The following is an 18473-nucleotide window of genomic DNA, read 5'->3' as shown; positions in this document are numbered from 1 at the left end:
TTGCCTGCTTAGGCTGGCGTAGAAATCCTTATTTGCGGCCTGCCAGATGATCCTCCTTTTGGGATCTCGCAGGACGTGTTGTTGATGGCATCAGTTTTACGGACAGGAAGAGTATTTTGACTACTAACACTCATACTCTGCATATTGAAGAGATTTTAGAACTATTACCGCACCGCTTCCCCTTTTTGCTGGTGGATCGCGTACTGGATTTCGAAGAAGGGAAATTCCTGCGTGCGGTGAAAAATGTCTCTTTCAACGAACCCTTCTTTCAGGGACACTTCCCCGGGAAGCCCATTTTCCCCGGCGTGCTGATTCTGGAAGCCATGGCCCAGGCCACGGGCATTCTGGCATTTAAAAGCGTGGGTAAACTGGAACCGGGCGAACTTTACTACTTCGCGGCTGTGGACGAAGCGCGTTTCAAACGTCCAGTGCAGCCAGGGGATCAGATGATTCTTGAGGTTGAATTCATTAAAGAGCGCCGTGGTGTTGCACGTTTCAAAGGCGTCGCCAAAGTGGATGGCGAAGTGGCTTGTGAAGCGTCAATGATGTGTGCTCGTCGTCGGGAGGCCTGATAACGTGATTGATCAATCCGCCTTTATTCATCCCAGCGCCATTGTTGAAGACGGTGCCATTATTGGTGCGCGTGTACACATTGGCCCGTTCTGCTACGTCGGTTCTCACGTTGAGATCGGCGAAGGCACGGTATTAAAATCCCATGTTGTGGTAAATGGGATCACTAAAATCGGCCGTGATAATGAGATCTACCAATTTTCCTCCATTGGTGAGGTAAATCAGGATCTCAAATATGCGGGTGAACCGACTCGCGTAGAGATCGGCGATCGTAACCGTATTCGTGAAAGTGTCACGATTCATCGTGGTACAGAACAAGGTGGTGGATTGACTAAAGTCGGCAGCGACAATCTGCTGATGATCAACACGCATATCGCCCATGACTGCGTTATTGGTAACCGCTGCATTCTGGCGAACAATGCCACGCTGGGTGGACACGTCGAAGTTGATGATTTTGCAATCATCGGCGGCATGACTGCCGTGCACCAGTTCTGTGTCATCGGTGCACATGTTATGGTCGGCGGCTGTTCCGGCGTGGCACAAGATGTGCCACCATACGTCATTGCACAAGGTAACCATGCGACGCCGTTCGGTCTGAATATTGAAGGGCTGAAACGCCGCGGGTTCGAAAAAGAGACCCAGCAGGCGATTCGTAACGCCTACAAGCTGTTGTATCGCAGTGGGAAAACGCTGGAAGAGGTGAAACCGGAAATCGAAACGCTGGCGAAAGGTAATCCTGCGGTTCAAGCATTTATCGATTTCTTTGCCCGTTCTACCCGCGGCATTATCCGGTAATTCATGTCAACGCGTCCCCTTGTGATTGGTATCGTCGCCGGAGAAACCTCCGGCGACATTCTTGGTGCGGGCCTGATCCGAGCGCTGAAAAGCCAAATGCCTGACGCTCGCTTTGTCGGCGTTGCCGGGCCACGCATGCAGGAAGCCGGGTGTGAAACCTGGTATGAGATGGAAGAACTTGCGGTGATGGGGATTGTCGAGGTGCTCGGGCGTTTGCCGCGCCTGCTGTCGATCCGCCGTGACCTTACGCAACGTTTTACCGAACTTGCGCCCGACGTTTTTGTTGGCATTGATGCGCCTGATTTTAATATTACGCTCGAAGGCCGCCTCAAAGCGCGCGGTATCCGCACCATTCATTACGTCAGCCCTTCTGTATGGGCCTGGCGCCAGAAACGTGTTTTCAAAATTGGGCGAGCCACCGACCTGGTGTTGGCGTTTCTTCCCTTTGAAAAAGCGTTTTATGACAAATTCAATGTGCCTTGTCGCTTTATTGGTCACACCATGGCCGATGCCATGCCACTACAGCCGGACAAACTGGCGGCGCGCGCGCAGTTAGGTATCGCGCCAGAGCGCCATTGTCTAGCGCTGCTGCCGGGCAGCCGCGGGGCTGAAGTAGAGATGCTGAGCGCCGATTTTTTACGCAGCGCACAGCTATTACGCCAACGCTATCCTGATTTAGCCGTGTTGGTGCCGTTGGTGAACGCCAAACGGCGCGAACAGTTTGAACGCATCAAGCAAGAAACCGCTCCCGAGCTGGACGTGCATTTGTTGGATGGTCAAGCGCGTGAAGCGATGATTGCCAGTGATGCGGCGCTGTTGGCGTCTGGCACAGCGGCGTTGGAGTGCATGCTGGCGAAATGCCCGATGGTCGTGGGTTATCGCATGAAGCCCTTTACGTTCTGGTTGGCAAAGCGACTGGTAAAAACCCCCTGGGTATCGTTGCCCAATTTGTTGGCAGGGCGCGAGTTGGTAAAAGAGTTGCTGCAAGATGAGTGTACGCCAGACCAACTGGCGGCGGCCCTGCTTCCCTGGCTGGAAGGTGGGGAAGACGTGAAGCAACTGCACGAGACCTTTTTGGCGCTGCACCAACAGATTCGTTGTGATGCGGATGCGCAGGCAGCACAGGCTGTGCTGGAATTGGCCCGAGGTGAAGTGAACCATGTATGATGTTTTTGTCTATCCGGAGGCGACGCGCATCGCCGGTGTAGATGAAGTCGGGCGCGGTCCGTTGGTGGGAGCGGTTGTCACCGCCGCAGTGATTCTCGATCCGCAGCGTCCGATCGTTGGATTGGCCGACTCAAAGCAGCTTAGTGAAAAACGGCGTTTGGCGCTTTATGATGAGATCAAGGATAAAGCGTTGTCATGGAGTTTAGGACGCGCCGAGCCCGAAGAGATTGACCAACTGAATATCCTGCACGCGACGATGCTGGCGATGCAGCGTGCCGTGGCGGGGTTGCACTTGACGCCCGATTACGTACTGATAGACGGCAACCGCTGCCCGCTGTTGCCCGTACCCGCGTTGGCGGTGGTAAAGGGCGATAGCCGAGTTGCCGAGATCAGTGCCGCGTCGATTCTCGCCAAAGTGACGCGAGACCGGGAAATGGTCGAACTGGATGCCCGTTTTCCTGAATATGGTTTTGCGCAGCACAAAGGTTACCCGACGGCTTATCACCTTGAGAAACTCGCTCTGTTAGGCGCTACCGAGTACCACCGGCGCAGTTTCGCCCCCGTAAAACGCGTATTGGGGTTGGCATAGCCCGTCAATCACGCCATCAGGTAATATCGGTGCCCCGCCGGTGTCGCGGGGCTGTTTTCGACAACGTCTAGGATCTGGATATGGCCGAACCACGTTTTGTCCATCTGCGTGTGCACAGTGACTATTCCATGATCGATGGGTTGGCAAAAGTTGGGCCGCTGGTAAAAAAGGCGGCCGCGCTGGGCATGCCAGCCCTGGCGATCACGGATTTCACCAACCTGTGCGGGTTGGTGAAATTTTACGGCGGCGCACACGGTGCGGGCCTTAAACCTATCATCGGCGCCGATGTTCTGGTTAGCAGCGATGCGCTGGGCGATGAACTGGCGCAACTCACCCTGCTCGCCATGGACAACGAGGGCTATCAAAACCTCACCCTGTTGATCTCCCATGCCTATCAGCGCGGCTACGGTGCTGAAGGCCCCACCATCGAACGCGATTGGCTTATCGAATACGGTAAAGGCTTACTGCTGATTTCGGGGGCCCGGCACGGCGACGTGGGCAAATTTATCCTGCGCGGTAACCAGGCGTTGGTCGAGCAGAGCCTGGCCTTTTATCAAGAGCACTTTCCGGGCCGCTATTACCTGGAACTGATTCGCACCGGTCGCCCGGATGAAGAGAGCTATCTTCATGCGGCGATTGAATTAGCCATGAAACACCATTTGCCGGTGGTGGCGACCAACGATGTTCGATTCATCAATGCCGATGAATTTGATGCCCATGAGATTCGCGTCGCCATTCACGATGGCTATACGCTCGATGATGCAAAACGTCCCCGTAATTACAGCGCGCAGCAATATATGCGCAGTGAAGACGAGATGTGTGAGCTGTTTGCCGATATTCCAGAGTCGCTGGTTAACAGCGTTGAGATCGCCAAACGCTGTAATGTCACCATCCGTCTGGGAGAATATTTTCTACCCCAATTCCCGACCGGGGATATGTCCACTGCGGATTTTCTGGTTAAACGTGCTAGGGAAGGGCTGGAGGAGCGTCTCGCTTTCTTGTTTCCCGACGAAGAGGTGCGTAAGCAGCGTCGCCCGGAATACGACGAACGTCTGGAAATTGAACTCAATGTTATCAACCAGATGGGATTTCCTGGCTACTTCCTGATCGTGATGGAGTTTATCCAGTGGTCAAAAGATAATGACGTCCCGGTAGGGCCGGGGCGCGGCTCCGGTGCCGGCTCGCTGGTGGCCTACTCACTGAAAATCACCGATCTCGACCCGCTTGAATTTGACCTGCTGTTCGAACGTTTTCTTAACCCGGAACGCGTATCGATGCCTGACTTTGACGTCGACTTCTGTATGGAGAAGCGTGACCTGGTTATCGATCACGTCGCGGAGATGTACGGGCGTGATGCGGTATCGCAGATCATCACCTTCGGTACCATGGCGGCCAAAGCGGTTATTCGCGACGTAGGGCGCGTGCTCGGACACCCTTACGGTTTTGTCGACCGAATTTCTAAACTGGTGCCACCCGATCCGGGCATGACGCTGGAAAAAGCGTTTGCTGCCGAACCGCAGCTACAGGAAATTTACGACGCCGACGAAGAAGTTAAAGCTCTTATCGATATGGCGCGCAAACTGGAAGGGGTGACGCGCAACGCGGGTAAACACGCCGGTGGGGTGGTAATATCGCCGACCAAAATCACCGATTTCGCACCGCTCTATTGCGATTCGGAAGGGAATCATCCGGTTACCCAGTTTGACAAGAACGATGTGGAATATGCCGGGCTGGTGAAATTTGACTTCCTGGGCCTGCGCACGCTGACCATCATCGACTGGGCGCTGGAGATGATCAACGCCCGTCGTGCCAGGCAGGAGCAGGAGCCGATTGATATCGCGGCCATCCCGCTCGACGATAAAAAAAGTTTCGACATGCTGCAACGTTCGGAAACCACGGCGGTGTTCCAGCTTGAATCGCGTGGCATGAAAGACCTGATCAAACGTTTGAAGCCGGACTGCTTTGAAGACATGATCGCTCTGGTGGCGCTGTTCCGTCCGGGGCCTTTGCAGTCAGGGATGGTGGATAACTTCATCGACCGTAAACACGGACGTGAAGAAATCTCCTATCCTGATATACAGTGGCAGCATGAATCGCTGAAGCCGGTGCTGGAGCCGACCTATGGTATCATCCTGTACCAGGAACAGGTGATGCAGATAGCCCAGGTGCTTTCCGGCTATACGCTGGGCGGCGCGGATATGCTGCGCCGCGCTATGGGTAAGAAAAAACCCGAAGAAATGGCTAAGCAGCGCTCCGTGTTTGAGGACGGCGCTAAGAAGATGGGGGTCGACGGCGAACTGTCGATGAAGATCTTCGACCTGGTGGAAAAATTTGCCGGGTATGGGTTTAACAAGTCGCACTCAGCCGCGTACGCCTTGGTATCGTATCAAACGCTATGGCTCAAGGCGCATTATCCTGCTGAATTCATGGCTGCTGTGATGACGGCAGATATGGATAACACCGAGAAAGTGGTGGGACTGGTGGACGAGTGCTGGCGTATGGGGTTAAAAATCCTGCCGCCGGATATCAACAGCGGGCTGTACCATTTTCACGTGAATAATGACGGGGAAATTGTTTATGGTATCGGCGCGATCAAGGGCGTTGGTGAAGGACCGATAGAAGCGATCATCGATGCGCGAAATCAGGGTGGTTATTTCCGCGAACTGTTCGATCTCTGTGCCCGTACTGATATCAAGAAACTGAATCGCCGCGTACTGGAAAAGCTGATCATGTCCGGTGCGTTTGATCGGCTGGGGCCGCATCGCGCGGCGTTGATGAATTCACTCAACGATGCGTTGAAGGCTGCCGATCAGCATGCCAAGGCCGAAGCTATCGGCCAGGTAGATATGTTTGGTGTTCTGGCGGAAGCGCCGGAGCAGGTAGAACAGTCCTACAGCACGGTAGCTCCCTGGCCAGAGCAGGTGGTGTTGGACGGTGAACGGGAAACGTTAGGGCTTTATCTGACGGGTCACCCAATCACGCAGTATCTCAAGGAAATAGAACGCTATGCTGCTGGCTTGCGTTTGAAGGACATGCACCCGACGGATCGGGGCAAAGTAACAACGGCGGTCGGCCTGGTGCTGGCTGCCCGCGTAATGGTCACCAAGCGAGGTAATCGCATTGGCGTATGTACACTGGACGATCGTTCCGGCCGTTTGGAAGTGATGCTGTTTACTGAAGCGTTGGATAAGTATCAGCATCTGCTTGAAAAAGACCGAATTCTGATTGTCAGTGGACAGGTCAGCTTTGATGACTTTAGCGGGGGCCTTAAAATGATGGCCCGTGAGGTTATGGATATCAGTGAAGCGCGTGAAAAATATGCGCGTGGGCTTGCTATCTCGCTGACTGACAGGCAAATTGATGACCAGCTATTAAACCGTCTCCGCCAATCGTTGGAACCTCACCGATCGGGGACGATCCCGGTACACCTTTATTACCAGCGAGAGGATGCCTGCGCCCGGTTACGTTTTGGCGCGGCATGGCGTGTGACGCCAACCGATGTGCTGCTTAATGACCTGCGCACACTGCTGGGGAACACCCAGGTGGAACTGGAATTTGACTAAAATAGGAATACTATGAGTCTGAATTTTCTTGATTTTGAGCAGCCGATTGCAGAGTTGGAAGCGAAAATTGACTCGCTGACCTCAGTCAGCCGTCAAGATGAAAAATTGGATATTAATCTGGACGAAGAGATCCAGCGGCTGCGGGAAAAAAGCGTTGAACTGACGCGCAAGATTTTTGCCGATCTGGGTGCCTGGCAGATTGCGCAATTGGCACGTCATCCACAGCGTCCCTACACGCTGGACTATGTCAGCCATATTTTCACCGACTTTGATGAGTTGGCGGGCGATCGCGCCTATGCCGATGACAAAGCGATTGTGGGCGGCATTGCGCGTTTGGATGGGCGTCCGGTGATGATCATTGGTCATCAGAAAGGGCGCGAAACCAAAGAGAAAATTCGCCGCAACTTCGGTATGCCTGCACCTGAAGGTTACCGTAAAGCGCTGCGTCTGATGGAGATGGCAGAGCGTTTTAACCTGCCGATTATCACCTTTATCGACACGCCGGGCGCATACCCAGGCGTTGGTGCTGAAGAGCGCGGCCAGTCGGAAGCGATTGCGCGCAACCTGCGTGAGATGTCCGGCCTAAGTGTACCGATTATCTGTACGGTGATCGGCGAGGGGGGGTCCGGCGGTGCATTGGCGATTGGCGTGGGTGACAAGGTCAACATGCTGCAATATAGCACCTATTCTGTTATTTCACCGGAAGGCTGCGCCTCTATCCTGTGGAAAAGCGCCGATAAAGCGCCGCTGGCGGCGGAAGCGATGGGGATCATCGCCCCGCGTCTTAAAGAGCTGAATCTGATTGATGCTATCATTCCTGAACCGCTCGGTTCCGCGCACCGCGATGTGGAAACCATGGCCGCGTCGCTGAAAGCACAACTGCTTTCAGACTTGCGTGAACTGGATGAATTGGATAAAGACGCGTTGTTGGATCGCCGTTACCAGCGCCTGATGAACTACGGTTACTGCTGATCCCTGATCTATCGCGCTGAATAAAGTCCGCTTTCCGCAAGGAGGCGGACTTTTTTGCTATTATGCGGCTATTCCCCATCATCACCTTGCCATAACAAGGAGTACGCATGCTGGCGTTAACGGCCATTCACCATATTGCCATTATTGCCTCTGACTACCGGAAAAGTAAGGCATTCTATTGCGATGTCCTTGGGTTTGAGCTGTTGGCGGAAACCTATCGGGCAGAGCGCGACTCATGGAAAGGCGATCTGGCGTTAAAGGGGCGTTACGTTATCGAACTGTTCTCGTTTCCCTCTCCACCGCAACGGCCGACTCAGCCTGAATCCTGTGGCCTGCGCCATCTTGCTTTTGCGGTAGCCGATATTGACGAGGCGTGCGCTGCACTGCAACGCGCAGGCGTCACCTATGAACCGGTTCGGGTGGATGAATTTACCCTGCGTCGTTTCACCTTCTTCCGCGATCCGGATGGATTACCGTTGGAGCTTTATGAGCAGTGAGCGGACCGACGTGGCTGCGCTACTGGAAAACGTAGCGGTGCAACTCTCTGGCTGTCAGCGTGTGCTGGTAGCTTATAGCGGTGGACTGGATTCCAGCGTGCTGCTGCATATGCTGTATCAATTGATGCAGCAGCGCTCGGATATTGTTGTGCGTGCCGCCTATGTGCACCATGGGCTAAGTCCGCACGCTGAGCGTTGGGCGCAGCACTGCATGCATACCTGCCAGCAATGGGATATTCCCTGCACGGTGCTGCCTGTCACGGTGGATGCGCGTGAACGTGGTGTTGAAGCGGCAGCACGCGAAGCGCGCTACCAGGTACTGCGCCAACATCTGTTACCTGAAGAGGTGCTGCTTACCGCACAGCATCTCGACGATCAGAGCGAAACGTTCCTGTTGGCGCTCAAGCGCGGCAGCGGGCCTGCCGGGCTTTCAGCGATGGGGGCTACGGGGCAGTTGGGCGCGAATCGCTTACTGCGCCCACTGCTGGATGTAGCGCGAGCGCAACTTGAAAATTATGCCCATCATTATCGACTCACGTGGGTGGACGATGAGAGCAATGGTGACGCGCGATACGATCGTAACTTTCTCCGTTTGCAGGTACTACCGCAACTAAAACAGCGCTGGCCTTCATTTCCAGAAGCAGTGGCACGCAGCGCGCGACTGTGCGCCGAGCAGGAACAACTGTTGGATGAATTGTTGGCGGTATCGCTTCAGTCGGCCTGTGACGCGAAAGGCGCATTGGCGATTGATGCCTTGCTTCCCCTGAGCGAACCACACCGTTTTGCGCTGCTGCGGCGTTGGTTAAGAGGGCACGAGGTGGCGATGCCTTCACGCGAACAATTGCTGCATCTGTGGCAGGATGTGGCACTCAGCCGCCAGGATGCAGAACCGCTGTTACAATTGGGCTCCGTACAGATTCGACGCTTTCGTCAGCGTTTATACTGTATTGCCGAATGCGTAAACGCTGTCGACCTGGTGTTGCCCTGGCACCCCGAGCAGGGCGTACTAACGCTTCCGCACCGTTTAGGTTACCTGTCCTTGGCCGAACAGAGTATGCGTGTCCGACGCCCGCATCCCGATGAGCAAGTGAGCGTGCGTTTTGGCCTGAAAGGGAAACTGCATATTGTTGGGCGCAGTGGCGGACGCTCTGCGAAAAAACTGTGGCAGGAATATGCGATTCCTCCCTGGATGCGTGAACAAATCCCTATTCTGTATTATAACGAATACCCTATCGCAGCCGTTGGCGTTTTTGTAATGCGGGAAGGAGAGGCTCATGATGATTCTGCGGCGTGGCAGGTGGCGTGGAGTATGGTGTAGCGCTGATAACAGGATATATCAGCGCTAATCGAGTAACGCCAAGAATGTAATATGGCAGCGAAAATGGTTATCTAAACAACTTTATGCGCCGTAAGCGTTCTCTAATATATCAGGGTATAGCCCATTATGCTGTCTTTGTATTATTGTTAGCAATTTCTGTATTTCTGGTATTTTTAATAACTGCTGTATGTCTGGCGGAAATAATCTATCTTTAGCCTCTTTGTCCCGTAAAGGCGAGGGGGTATCTCTCAGCAGAACAGGTTTATTTATTGTCTCATCGGTTGCATGAGGTAAATTAATTTTATTCAAGTAATTATGTAATGCAGATAACGTCTCTGTAAATTCTCGCTCTTGAAGTTTTGTTGATTTGTATTCACCTTTTTTTAGCCCTTCGTAAATTTCTAAAGAACCACTAACACAAGAAACCAAGGCACTAATTCCACGTAAAACAGTTAACACGGTAGCACCTGTGACGAGCATTGCCGGGAAGACTAGAGGGAGTGCAAATAACGCTACAGATAGCAATATGGATGCGACAGAAAGGATCACTGTTGTGTTAAATAACATTGAACCATTACCCTCCTTTGATCTTTTATTGTAGATTAACTTGTTTCCGCCATGTGGTTCATATAATTTATTAACAATGTCCTTTACTTTGTTTATTTCAATATCTAATTCAAGCTGGAGTGCTTTTAATGCGGTTTCTTTTTCATGCAATACGGCGGCTTTATCTAAAATTGCGATGATTGTTTTTAGGTTTTCTTGTAGATTTTTAATATCATTAGACAATTTTTTGTCATGTGCAAAAAAAGATGAGCAGTTGGTATTGGCAACCGTTTGTAGATGTGAAAAGAAAATATCCCGTTTGTCGTTTGTAAATTCTTTATGCGTGTTACTACTGATGTGTTGGACTATTTCAGCCCACCTTTTGGGATTGGGATTTATCTGGGAGGCTGTAGACCAGTTTCCGATTGTCGTAATCGCATTGTCACATGAGTAGTCATTCTGACTCACTACATAGTTTGTTTCCTCGTTACACATACTCGAACTCCCAAAGAAACGGTTACTAATGTTTGCTTATAAAGCTTCGTCTAGGGTGTGTTTATTGTCACTCGGGTTTTTATCGGGGATTGGGTTTCAATCTTATCAACTACGGCAGGTATCGAATGCTTTGTCCTAATGCAAAACGGACAACCTGGGTTGTCCGTTGACTAAACGTTTTATCGTGTCTTGGCTGTGTGACCCATCAGGATTCACTCACCACCACTTTGCCGATACCTGGATTACTAAAGCTCACGATATGATCCAGACGCAGTTCTCGCAGTGCGCCATTTTCTTCCACCACCAGATATTCCACTTGCTTGCGCGAGACAATATCCTTGGCCTTGCCTGTGAGGGTTTCACCGCTACGCAACTCGAGCGTCAGCGTCAGATGTTGCTGGCACGTAGCCTCAAGGCTATCGTAATCATCACAATTGATGGGTTGATATTCGTTACTCATTGACATAATCGCTCACCAATAAGTTAGCTGCGGCGAAGGCCGCCTGTTCCCTGACGGTGGACGGCAAGTCGCCATTGGCTGCGATCCCATCCAGGGTTTGCAAAACACAACCTAATGCATCGGGTATGTAACCCAGATTGCCGCTGGCGATCTCCGCGTATAAACGACGAACCAATTCAGAATGTTGCTGCACAATATCCTCCCTTGGAAGCCCACCGCCGTAGGCTTTTGTGCCTGTTGTCGCCGCGATGGCCTCGTTTTTTGCTGATAAGGGGAGATAATCCCATGAAAATAAGTATTCGTTATCAAAAGGACTATAGCATAGGCATCAGCAGGATATCAGCATTCCGCTGTTAAGCAATGCTTCAGTTAGCGCACAATTTTACCCTTTTTACGCAGTAGACTTGAGGCTGCGACCGGTCTGTTTTCTGAATTGCTGTCGGTATGCTGTGCGTCTCACCGGTTCTCAAGGTACACTGGTTGCAGACGGAGAAGAGGTATTGAATGGCATTAAAAGCAACGATTTATAAAGCAGCAGTGAACATTGCGGATTTGGACCGCTCTTTTTTTTACGATGCCAATTTGACCTTGGCGCAGCACCCTTCAGAAACAGAACAGCGTATGATGCTGCGACTGCTGGCGTGGATCTGTCATGCGGATGAAAATTTACGCTTCACCAAGGGGTTATGTGCCGATGACGAACCAGAAATCTGGTTGCGCGATGACACACTGGCGCTGAAACTGTGGATTGAGTTAGGGCTGCCAGATGAGCGTCGACTCAAAAAAGCTTGCAACCAGTCTCCCAGCGTCGTGCTCTATGTCTATGGTGAGCGAGCGGCCCATGTCTGGTGGCAATCAATGGAGCAAAAATTGCGGCCGTATCGCAATCTTTCCGTCCGTTTTTTAGACGATCGCCAATTGCAGGCATTAGCGACAATGATACAGCGCACCATGACGTTACAGGCAACCCTGCAGGATCGCTCCGTGTGGCTGTCTGATGATAAGAATAATCTGGAAATTACGTTTGCCGAGTGGCAACAAGCCCAATAATCGTAATGATCCGGGGTGACTGGAGAAGGTGGGGAGGAGAATAGCGTGAAAAAAATGGCGCTTGGCTTACTACTGGTTTTTGTGGCAGCAGGGTTTATGGGGTGTCACACGCCCAAACCGGTGCGTGAGGAAGCATTGCAGCCCATGGCGCAAAGTTATCGTGGCGTATTGCCTTGTGCAGATTGTGCCGGTATCGATACGTCATTATTCCTGGCTGAAAATGGTACGTTCATACTGCAACATCACTATCAAACCGATCGCCCGGGCAATCGTGTGTTTGCCACCTATGGCAAATGGGCGCGCACGGCCGATAAGCTCGTGCTTACCGATGTGCAAGGCGACAAACGTTATTTCAGACCGCTGGAGAATGGTCTGGAAATGCTCGATCGAGACGGTGCGCCGATCGTATCGTCCAACGCCTATCGTCTGACGGCGACCAAAGCGCCGTTGCCAACGACCCCGATGGCGATGCGCGGTTTGTACCGCTATATGGCCGATGCGGCGGTGTTTTCTGATTGTTTTACCGGGGTCACCTACCCGGTGGTAAATAATATTGTGATGGAAAAACGCTATTTACAGGTGCGTAAATCATCGGAAGACGCGGTGCTGCTTACCTTCAGCGCGCATTTTGCCGTTGTGCCTTCGATGGAAGAGGGGATGGAGGTAAAAAGCCTGGTCCCGAGTAGTGCGTCATTTCAGATGAAAGCGCAAAACCACTGTAACGAGTAACAATACCACCGCATCGGGATAAAAAGCGGCCTTCCAGCGAAAGGCCGCTTGCCATGACGTTATACCATCGCTTTCAGCTTATACAGCCATTCCAGCGCCTGACGCGGCGTTAACGTATCCGGATCTAGCGCTTCCAGTGCTTCGACCGCTGGAGCGGGCTCTTCACTGGTTAACAACGCCAGTTGCGCACCATCTACATGGCTGGCAGAGGCGTGATTGGAAAGTGATTCCAGCTCTTTAAGTTTTTGCCGGGCGCGTTTAATGACCTCTTTGGGCACGCCTGCCAGTGCGGCAACGGCGAGGCCGTAGCTCTTGCTGGCGGCCCCTTCCTGAACGCTGTGCATAAACGCGATGGTGTCACCGTGCTCCAGTGCATCCAGATGCACATTCGCTACGCCTTCCATTTTTTCTGGCAAATGGGTTAATTCAAAGTAGTGGGTTGCAAACAATGTCATGGCCTTGATGCGCTGCGCCAGATTTTCCGCACAGGCCCAGGCCAGGGATAAACCATCATAGGTCGATGTGCCACGTCCAATTTCATCCATTAATATCAGGCTGTTAGCAGTAGCATTATGCAGAATGTTGGCCGTCTCCGTCATCTCCACCATGAATGTGGAACGCCCAGAGGCGAGATCGTCTGCGGCACCAATACGTGTGAATATGCGATCAACCGGCCCAATGGTGGCCTTATCGGCAGGTACAAAGCTGCCAATATGAGCCATCAGCACGATCAGCGCCGCCTGGCGCATATAGGTACTCTTACCGCCCATGTTCGGGCCGGTCACGATCAGCATACGGCGCTGCGGCGTGAGTGACAGCGGGTTGGCAATAAACGGCTCGCTCAACACCTGCTCCACCACCGGATGGCGGCCCCCTTCAATTTTTAATCCCGGCTGCTCGCTCAGCGTCGGGCATACATAATTCAGCGTATCAGCACGTTCTGCCAGGTTGGCGAGAACATCAAGTTCTGCCAACGCGGCGGCGCTTTGTTGTAATGCCTCAAGGTGTGGCAGCAGTTGGTCAAACAGGTCGTCATACAAGGCCTTTTCCAGCGCCAGCGCCTTGCCCTTGGAGGTGAGCACTTTGTCTTCGTACTCTTTCAATTCAGGAATGATGTAGCGTTCGGCATTCTTCAGCGTTTGGCGGCGTACATAGTGAATCGGCACCAAGTGGCTCTGTCCGCGGCTCACCTGTATGTAATAACCGTGCACGCCGTTAAACCCGACTTTGAGGGTATCAAGCCCCAGTTTTTCGCGTTCACGAATCTCCAAACGATCGAGGTAATCGCTGGCACCGTCAGCCAGCGCACGCCATTCATCCAGTTCGGCGTTATAGCCGCTGGCGATCACACCGCCATCGCGCACCAGTACAGGTGGCGCTTCCACCACGGCACGTTCCAACAGGGCGCACAGTTCGTCAAACTGATGAACATGCTGAGAAAGCTGTTGGACATAGTCTTCGGTGCTTTCTGCCAGCAACTCATGGATAGCCGGATACTGGTGAAAGGCATGGCGCATCCGTGCCAGATCGCGCGGTCGGGCAGTACGCAGCGCCAGACGAGCCAAAATGCGCTCCAGATCGCCAATTTGTCGCAATGGGGGCTGGAGCGCCTCCGCCAGTGGCTGCAACGCGCAGATGGTGCTCTGGCGTTGTGTCAGCGCTTGCTTGTCGCGCGTAGGCATATGCAGCCAGCGCTTGAGCATACGGCTGCCCATCGGTGTGACGGTACAATCCAGAATGGCAGCAAGCGTATTGTCGACGCCGCCCGCCAGATTCTGTGTCAGCTCCAGGTTGCGACGCGTCGCGGCATCCATAATGATGCCATCTTGCTGGCCTTCCATGGTGATGCTGCGAATATGTGGCAATGAGGTTCGTTGGGTATCTTTGGCATACTGTAGCAGGCAACCAGCGGCACGCAGCGCCAGCTTGGCCTGTTCTACCCCGAACCCTATCAGGTCGCGTGTACCAAACTGCATATTGAACTGCTGACGCGCGGTTTCCAACTCGAATTCCCAGAGCGGACGGCGGCGCAACCCATGGCGATGTTCGATCAAATGAGAGGCACCAAACGATTCCGGGTAAAGCAACTCCGCAGGATTGGTGCGTTGCAACTCTGCCGCCATGGTCTCTTCATCTGCCGGTTCCATAACGCGAAAACGCCCGGAGCTGATATCTAACGTGGCATAGCCAAAGCCGCGCCCGTCCTGCCAAATGGCGGCTAAAAGATTGTCCTGTTTTTCCTGCAACAGCGCTTCATCGCTGATCGTCCCTGGGGTGACGATACGTACTACTTTGCGCTCTACGGGGCCTTTGCTGGTCGCCGGATCGCCAATTTGTTCGCAGATGGCGACGGATTCGCCTTGTTGCACCAGTTTTGCCAGGTAGTTTTCAACCGCATGGTGTGGAACGCCTGCCATGGGGATGGGTTCTCCGGCCGAAGCACCGCGTTTGGTAAGCGAAATATCCAATAGCTGTGATGCACGTTTGGCATCATCGTAAAACATCTCATAAAAATCGCCCATGCGGTAAAACAGCAGGATGTCAGGATGCTGCGCCTTAAGCCTGAAATACTGCTGCATCATGGGCGTATGGTCGGTGAAATCCTTGTCGATAGGTTCATTCATCTCTGTCTTACTCATTTTTAGCTATTGGGGATTTAATGGACAAGCCACTTATGCTGCAAGCATTTACTTAAACCAAAAGACCCTGTCAGCAACATGCCTACTCTAGGGTACGGTATATCTTATCACTTCCTCGCGCAGGGATTCACCCACTGAGGTCCGCTAGCTGGAACGTTATCAAAGCAGTAGTGGAAAATGTATCTGATTCTGATACCAGCCTCTTCCTGCGCGAAGCGTATCGTAATTTAGATAGATGATTTACAAACGATGGGAAGGGTTACTGATCGCAATGATGGAAATACGATAATTACCTACGGTGACTATTGTGCCATTTTTTTTCCGTGTGGCCGGTGAAAATTGTTGGGGTTGCTACTGCTAAAGTATCGTCAATTTTTCCCTTTATTGAATGTGCCGATAACATTTTTGCCGTGTCTATTTTGGTGCAGTTCTGTAAATTAATATGGAAAATTCTTAATGAATGTTGGAGTTTTCTTATTTTAAACTTTCCTTTGACGTCGAGGCCTGTTTTAGATTGTTGATTTGTATCTTTTTATATATATGTGTTTTTATGTGTGTGTTTTGTTTTTAGGAAAATTAATCTTTTTTCGTTTGATGTAAAAGATAAAAAAACTATTGCTATATTTTTCTGTTTGCATAGAATGCCTACTAATTGTTATGCGTTGGCGAAATTATAGAGAGGTAGCAAGTAGGATAATTCGGAAAAGTGAACGATGAAAGTAAATACTACAAAAATATTTAATGGGTTAAGTTGTGTAAGTTGTCAGTTTCGGTGTGAATTATTACCTTTTCCATCTTTAAGAACCATTAATTGTATTAAAGAGCAGTTCTGTGTATGGCCTGAAAGTAACTATTACCTCAGCATCGGGTTGGTTGATGTTGTTGCGAATAGTAAATACAATTACATGGGCGGCGGGTTTGTCTTTGTTGACTTCTCATTGGCGAACATAAAAATTTTCACCAATGCTCGTTGGCTGGATTACCTTGCGCGTTCTGGGTTGCGTTTGATCCTTGTTTCTGACAAATTAATGGAGCCTCTGGCTGCCTACTGGAAACAACGGGATGACAGAATTTTTTCAGTGTTGTATACCAGTGATGGTTATGAAAATATCTTGAAGTCTATAGATAAGATCTATTTAAGAAAGATAAATGCGACCAGAGCGCGGGGAAAAATGACAGAAAAGGAAGTGTCTGTCTTATTCCTGGTGCTTAACGGGTGTTCTTTGAAAGAGATCGCTGGAGAGTTGCAAATAGGCAGTAAAAGGCTATATAACATCAAATACTCAATTGAAAGAAAATTGGGTGTTAAGTTGTTTCATGCTTTTCAATTTTAAAATCTAATTTTTCTGTTTGGTGTTTTATTTCATAATCAAAATCATGTTTATGAAAGAAATATCACAGAGAAAGTTTTCTGCACGTGTAAAAAACATCAAATCAACCCTGGGGAAGCATTATTTCCCAGTGATGATGTTGTATATGCTTTCGTAGGGTTTTAATAAGTTTAGTTAGATGCTTTAAATTGATATCGCCAGTAATTATGATGATCTGGTGCGGTTTGCTTTGCCATAAAAACAATATCTTTTTTATTTCCTTTGAAATAAAGCGTTTTTAAAATGCTTAATCATTAAGGAATTGAGGGTATTGAGATATTTTTGAGTCGATAAGTTTTTACCTTTTATAAAATGCAGTAAGTTTTATTTTTCTCTCAATTAAACATAAGCAGTAATAATCTTAAGGATGTAAGAATGAAAAAAAGTATTGTGATGCTCGCCTTGGCTGCGGCAGTGGTTAATATCGGTGCAGCGCAGGCTGCTGATGTCACCGCCCAGGCGATGGCAACATGGTCAGCGACGGCTAAAAAGGACACCACCAGCAAACTGGTTGTCACGCCGCTAGGCAGTCTTGCATTTCAATATGCCGAGGGTGTGAACGGCTTTAATACCCAAAAAGGGCTGTTTGATGTGGCGGTTGAAGGCGACACCAGCGCAACCTCTTTCAAACTGACGTCTCGCTTGGTCAGCAATACGTTGACGCAATTAGATTCATCGGGTTCCACGCTGAATGTTGGCGTCGATTATAACGGCACTGCCATTGAAAAAATGGCTGATACCGTGCTGATCGATACCGCTAACAGTGTGCTGGGTGGAAACCTGAGTGCTTTGTCCAACGGTTATAACAAGACCGGTCGCACTACAGCACAAGATGCCTTTACCTTTGCCATTATTAGCGGCACCAGCGATGGCACTACGCCTGTGGCTGATTACAGCCTGTTGCCGGAAGGGATCTGGAGCGGTGATGTTAGCGTTCAGTTCGATGCGACCTGGACCAGCTAAGTTCTCTTTGCGAGAAAAAGGCGGGGTCACCCGCCTTTTTTACTGTGTAATACGGAAGAATCATGAAGCCTGTTATTTTCATAATGAGTTTATTCTTGGTGAATAGTGCACCCGCATTAGCGTTAGATGTGAGGGATATTACTGCCTTTATTCACAGCGACAGTTCCACGCTTAGCAAAGAGATTAAAAATACCACGAATGATGGTCGATTGGTGAATGTCAAAGTGGAAAGATTATCTTCCCCGCTTGAAGGCGGCACCATTATTCCAATGGAAAAGAAAGATGAGTTACTACTCACCCCTGCAAGTTTACTGCTGCCCGCGCAAAACAGTGACGTTGTCCGTTTTTTCTATCAGGGCTCCAATGATGATAAAGAACGTTATTATCGGATTATCTGGTTTGATCAGGCGTTGAGCGATGCGCAGAGTGGGGCATCAAATAAAAGTGCTGTTGCGACTGCCTCGGCCCGAATTGGCACCATTCTGGTGGTGGCACCAAGGAAAGTGACCTTTGGTTACCAGTATGCCAATGGGAAAATAACCAATACCGGAAATGCGACGTTACGTGTGATTGCCTACGGTCCTTGCTTAAAACCGGTTGATGGCAAGGAATGCAAAGAAAACTATTACCTTATGCCGGGAAAAACACGCGCTTTTTCTCGCGTTAATACTGAGGATAAAAAAGGCCGAGTTGCCATGTGGCAGGCTGAAAAATTCGTTTCCGTTAAATGAGTGACAAACCTGACAGAAT

The 18473-nt window shown here is 50.8% G+C and carries 17 protein-coding genes; 13 read left to right on the top strand and 4 right to left on the bottom strand.

The window, feature by feature from the left end; all coding sequences use genetic code 11:
- Positions 1-116: 116 nt before the first annotated feature.
- The 8 genes from fabZ (at position 117) to tilS (ending at position 9471) form a co-directional block, all read left to right on the top strand.
- Positions 117-572 (top strand): 3-hydroxyacyl-ACP dehydratase FabZ, encoded by a 456-nt coding sequence (fabZ, locus tag K6K13_RS19035; protein ID WP_195315614.1) that lies wholly within the window; start codon positions 117-119, stop codon positions 570-572.
- A 4-nt stretch (positions 573-576) separates the two neighbouring features.
- On the top strand, positions 577-1365 hold the full coding sequence (gene lpxA / locus K6K13_RS19030; RefSeq protein WP_222158385.1) for an acyl-ACP--UDP-N-acetylglucosamine O-acyltransferase: 789 nt from the start codon (positions 577-579) through the stop codon (positions 1363-1365).
- Positions 1366-1368: 3 nt separating this feature from the next.
- The gene (gene lpxB, locus K6K13_RS19025; protein ID WP_222158384.1) at positions 1369-2532 is read left to right on the top strand and encodes a lipid-A-disaccharide synthase; all 1164 of its coding nucleotides are present in this window, start codon (positions 1369-1371) and stop codon (positions 2530-2532) included.
- On the top strand, positions 2525-3121 hold the full coding sequence (gene rnhB, locus K6K13_RS19020; RefSeq protein WP_222158383.1) for a ribonuclease HII: 597 nt from the start codon (positions 2525-2527) through the stop codon (positions 3119-3121). The genes lpxB and rnhB overlap by 8 nt, the downstream gene beginning before the upstream one ends.
- Before the next feature lie 80 nt (positions 3122-3201).
- Positions 3202-6684, top strand: a complete 3483-nt coding sequence (gene dnaE, locus K6K13_RS19015) for a DNA polymerase III subunit alpha (RefSeq protein WP_222158382.1) — start codon at positions 3202-3204, stop codon at positions 6682-6684.
- 12 nt (positions 6685-6696) lie between these two features.
- Complete coding sequence (gene accA / locus K6K13_RS19010) at positions 6697-7656, top strand: acetyl-CoA carboxylase carboxyl transferase subunit alpha (RefSeq protein WP_222158381.1); 960 nt, start codon at positions 6697-6699, stop codon at positions 7654-7656.
- Between the two features lie 107 nt (positions 7657-7763).
- Positions 7764-8153 (top strand): VOC family protein, encoded by a 390-nt coding sequence (locus K6K13_RS19005; RefSeq protein ID WP_222158380.1) that lies wholly within the window; start codon positions 7764-7766, stop codon positions 8151-8153.
- The gene (gene tilS / locus K6K13_RS19000; RefSeq protein WP_222158379.1) at positions 8143-9471 is read left to right on the top strand and encodes a tRNA lysidine(34) synthetase TilS; all 1329 of its coding nucleotides are present in this window, start codon (positions 8143-8145) and stop codon (positions 9469-9471) included. Before K6K13_RS19005 ends, tilS begins: the two co-directional genes overlap by 11 nt.
- 81 nt (positions 9472-9552) lie before the next feature.
- Here the strand turns inward: tilS and K6K13_RS18995 are convergent, their stop codons facing one another.
- The 3 genes from K6K13_RS18995 to K6K13_RS18985 form a co-directional block, all read right to left on the bottom strand.
- Entirely contained in the window at positions 9553-10485 is a 933-nt protein-coding gene (locus K6K13_RS18995; protein WP_222158378.1) for a hypothetical protein, read from the bottom strand.
- 232 nt (positions 10486-10717) lie between these two features.
- Entirely contained in the window at positions 10718-10978 is a 261-nt protein-coding gene (gene rof / locus K6K13_RS18990; RefSeq protein ID WP_222158377.1) for a Rho-binding antiterminator, read from the bottom strand.
- Positions 10965-11165, bottom strand: coding sequence for a YaeP family protein (locus tag K6K13_RS18985; RefSeq protein WP_222158376.1), 201 nt, complete (start codon positions 11163-11165; stop codon positions 10965-10967). The genes rof and K6K13_RS18985 overlap by 14 nt, the downstream gene beginning before the upstream one ends.
- A 311-nt stretch (positions 11166-11476) precedes the next feature.
- On the opposite strand from K6K13_RS18985, the gene K6K13_RS18980 reads away from it, so the two are divergent.
- Together K6K13_RS18980 and nlpE are read left to right on the top strand one after the other, a co-directional pair.
- Positions 11477-12022, top strand: coding sequence for a YaeQ family protein (locus K6K13_RS18980; protein ID WP_222158375.1), 546 nt, complete (start codon positions 11477-11479; stop codon positions 12020-12022).
- Between the two features lie 45 nt (positions 12023-12067).
- Positions 12068-12751, top strand: a complete 684-nt coding sequence (nlpE, locus tag K6K13_RS18975) for an envelope stress response activation lipoprotein NlpE (protein ID WP_252120347.1) — start codon at positions 12068-12070, stop codon at positions 12749-12751.
- 59 nt (positions 12752-12810) lie between these two features.
- On the opposite strand, the gene mutS is transcribed toward nlpE, so the two are convergent.
- Positions 12811-15375 carry a DNA mismatch repair protein MutS gene (mutS, locus tag K6K13_RS18970; protein ID WP_222158374.1) on the bottom strand — a complete coding sequence of 855 codons (2565 nt, stop codon included), beginning with the start codon at positions 15373-15375 and terminating at the stop codon, positions 12811-12813.
- A gap of 728 nt (positions 15376-16103) precedes the next feature.
- Here mutS and K6K13_RS18965 point away from each other — a divergent pair.
- The 3 genes from K6K13_RS18965 to K6K13_RS18955 all read left to right on the top strand — a co-directional run bounded on the left by K6K13_RS18965 (position 16104) and on the right by K6K13_RS18955 (position 18454).
- Positions 16104-16724, top strand: coding sequence for a helix-turn-helix domain-containing protein (locus tag K6K13_RS18965; RefSeq protein WP_222158373.1), 621 nt, complete (start codon positions 16104-16106; stop codon positions 16722-16724).
- A gap of 411 nt (positions 16725-17135) precedes the next feature.
- Complete coding sequence (gene ecpA, locus K6K13_RS18960; protein ID WP_222158372.1) at positions 17136-17723, top strand: common pilus major fimbrillin subunit EcpA; 588 nt, start codon at positions 17136-17138, stop codon at positions 17721-17723.
- Between the two features lie 62 nt (positions 17724-17785).
- Positions 17786-18454 carry an EcpB family pilus assembly chaperone gene (locus tag K6K13_RS18955; protein ID WP_222158371.1) on the top strand — a complete coding sequence of 223 codons (669 nt, stop codon included), beginning with the start codon at positions 17786-17788 and terminating at the stop codon, positions 18452-18454.
- Positions 18455-18473 lie beyond the last annotated feature (19 nt).

Origin of the sequence: Symbiopectobacterium purcellii (genome assembly GCF_019797845.1) — a bacterium.
Taxonomy (GTDB): Bacteria; Pseudomonadota; Gammaproteobacteria; order Enterobacterales; family Enterobacteriaceae; genus Symbiopectobacterium; species Symbiopectobacterium purcellii.
Note: the sequence above shows the minus strand (reverse complement) of the source record. Positions and strands in the feature narration are given on the sequence as shown.

What these genes read in the sequence shown, in the direction of transcription:
- lpxB (WP_222158384.1), top strand. Translation starts at nt 1,369, where the DNA reads ATGTCAACGCGTCCCCTTGTGATTGGTATCGTCGCCGGAGAAACCTCC.
- rnhB (WP_222158383.1), top strand. Translation starts at nt 2,525, where the DNA reads ATGTATGATGTTTTTGTCTATCCGGAGGCGACGCGCATCGCCGGTGTA.
- dnaE (WP_222158382.1), top strand. Translation starts at nt 3,202, where the DNA reads ATGGCCGAACCACGTTTTGTCCATCTGCGTGTGCACAGTGACTATTCC.
- accA (WP_222158381.1), top strand. Translation starts at nt 6,697, where the DNA reads ATGAGTCTGAATTTTCTTGATTTTGAGCAGCCGATTGCAGAGTTGGAA.
- K6K13_RS19005 (WP_222158380.1), top strand. Translation starts at nt 7,764, where the DNA reads ATGCTGGCGTTAACGGCCATTCACCATATTGCCATTATTGCCTCTGAC.
- tilS (WP_222158379.1), top strand. Translation starts at nt 8,143, where the DNA reads ATGAGCAGTGAGCGGACCGACGTGGCTGCGCTACTGGAAAACGTAGCG.
- rof (WP_222158377.1), bottom strand. Translation starts at nt 10,978, where the DNA reads ATGTCAATGAGTAACGAATATCAACCCATCAATTGTGATGATTACGAT.
- K6K13_RS18980 (WP_222158375.1), top strand. Translation starts at nt 11,477, where the DNA reads ATGGCATTAAAAGCAACGATTTATAAAGCAGCAGTGAACATTGCGGAT.
- mutS (WP_222158374.1), bottom strand. Translation starts at nt 15,375, where the DNA reads ATGAATGAACCTATCGACAAGGATTTCACCGACCATACGCCCATGATG.
- K6K13_RS18965 (WP_222158373.1), top strand. Translation starts at nt 16,104, where the DNA reads ATGAAAGTAAATACTACAAAAATATTTAATGGGTTAAGTTGTGTAAGT.
- ecpA (WP_222158372.1), top strand. Translation starts at nt 17,136, where the DNA reads ATGAAAAAAAGTATTGTGATGCTCGCCTTGGCTGCGGCAGTGGTTAAT.
- K6K13_RS18955 (WP_222158371.1), top strand. Translation starts at nt 17,786, where the DNA reads ATGAAGCCTGTTATTTTCATAATGAGTTTATTCTTGGTGAATAGTGCA.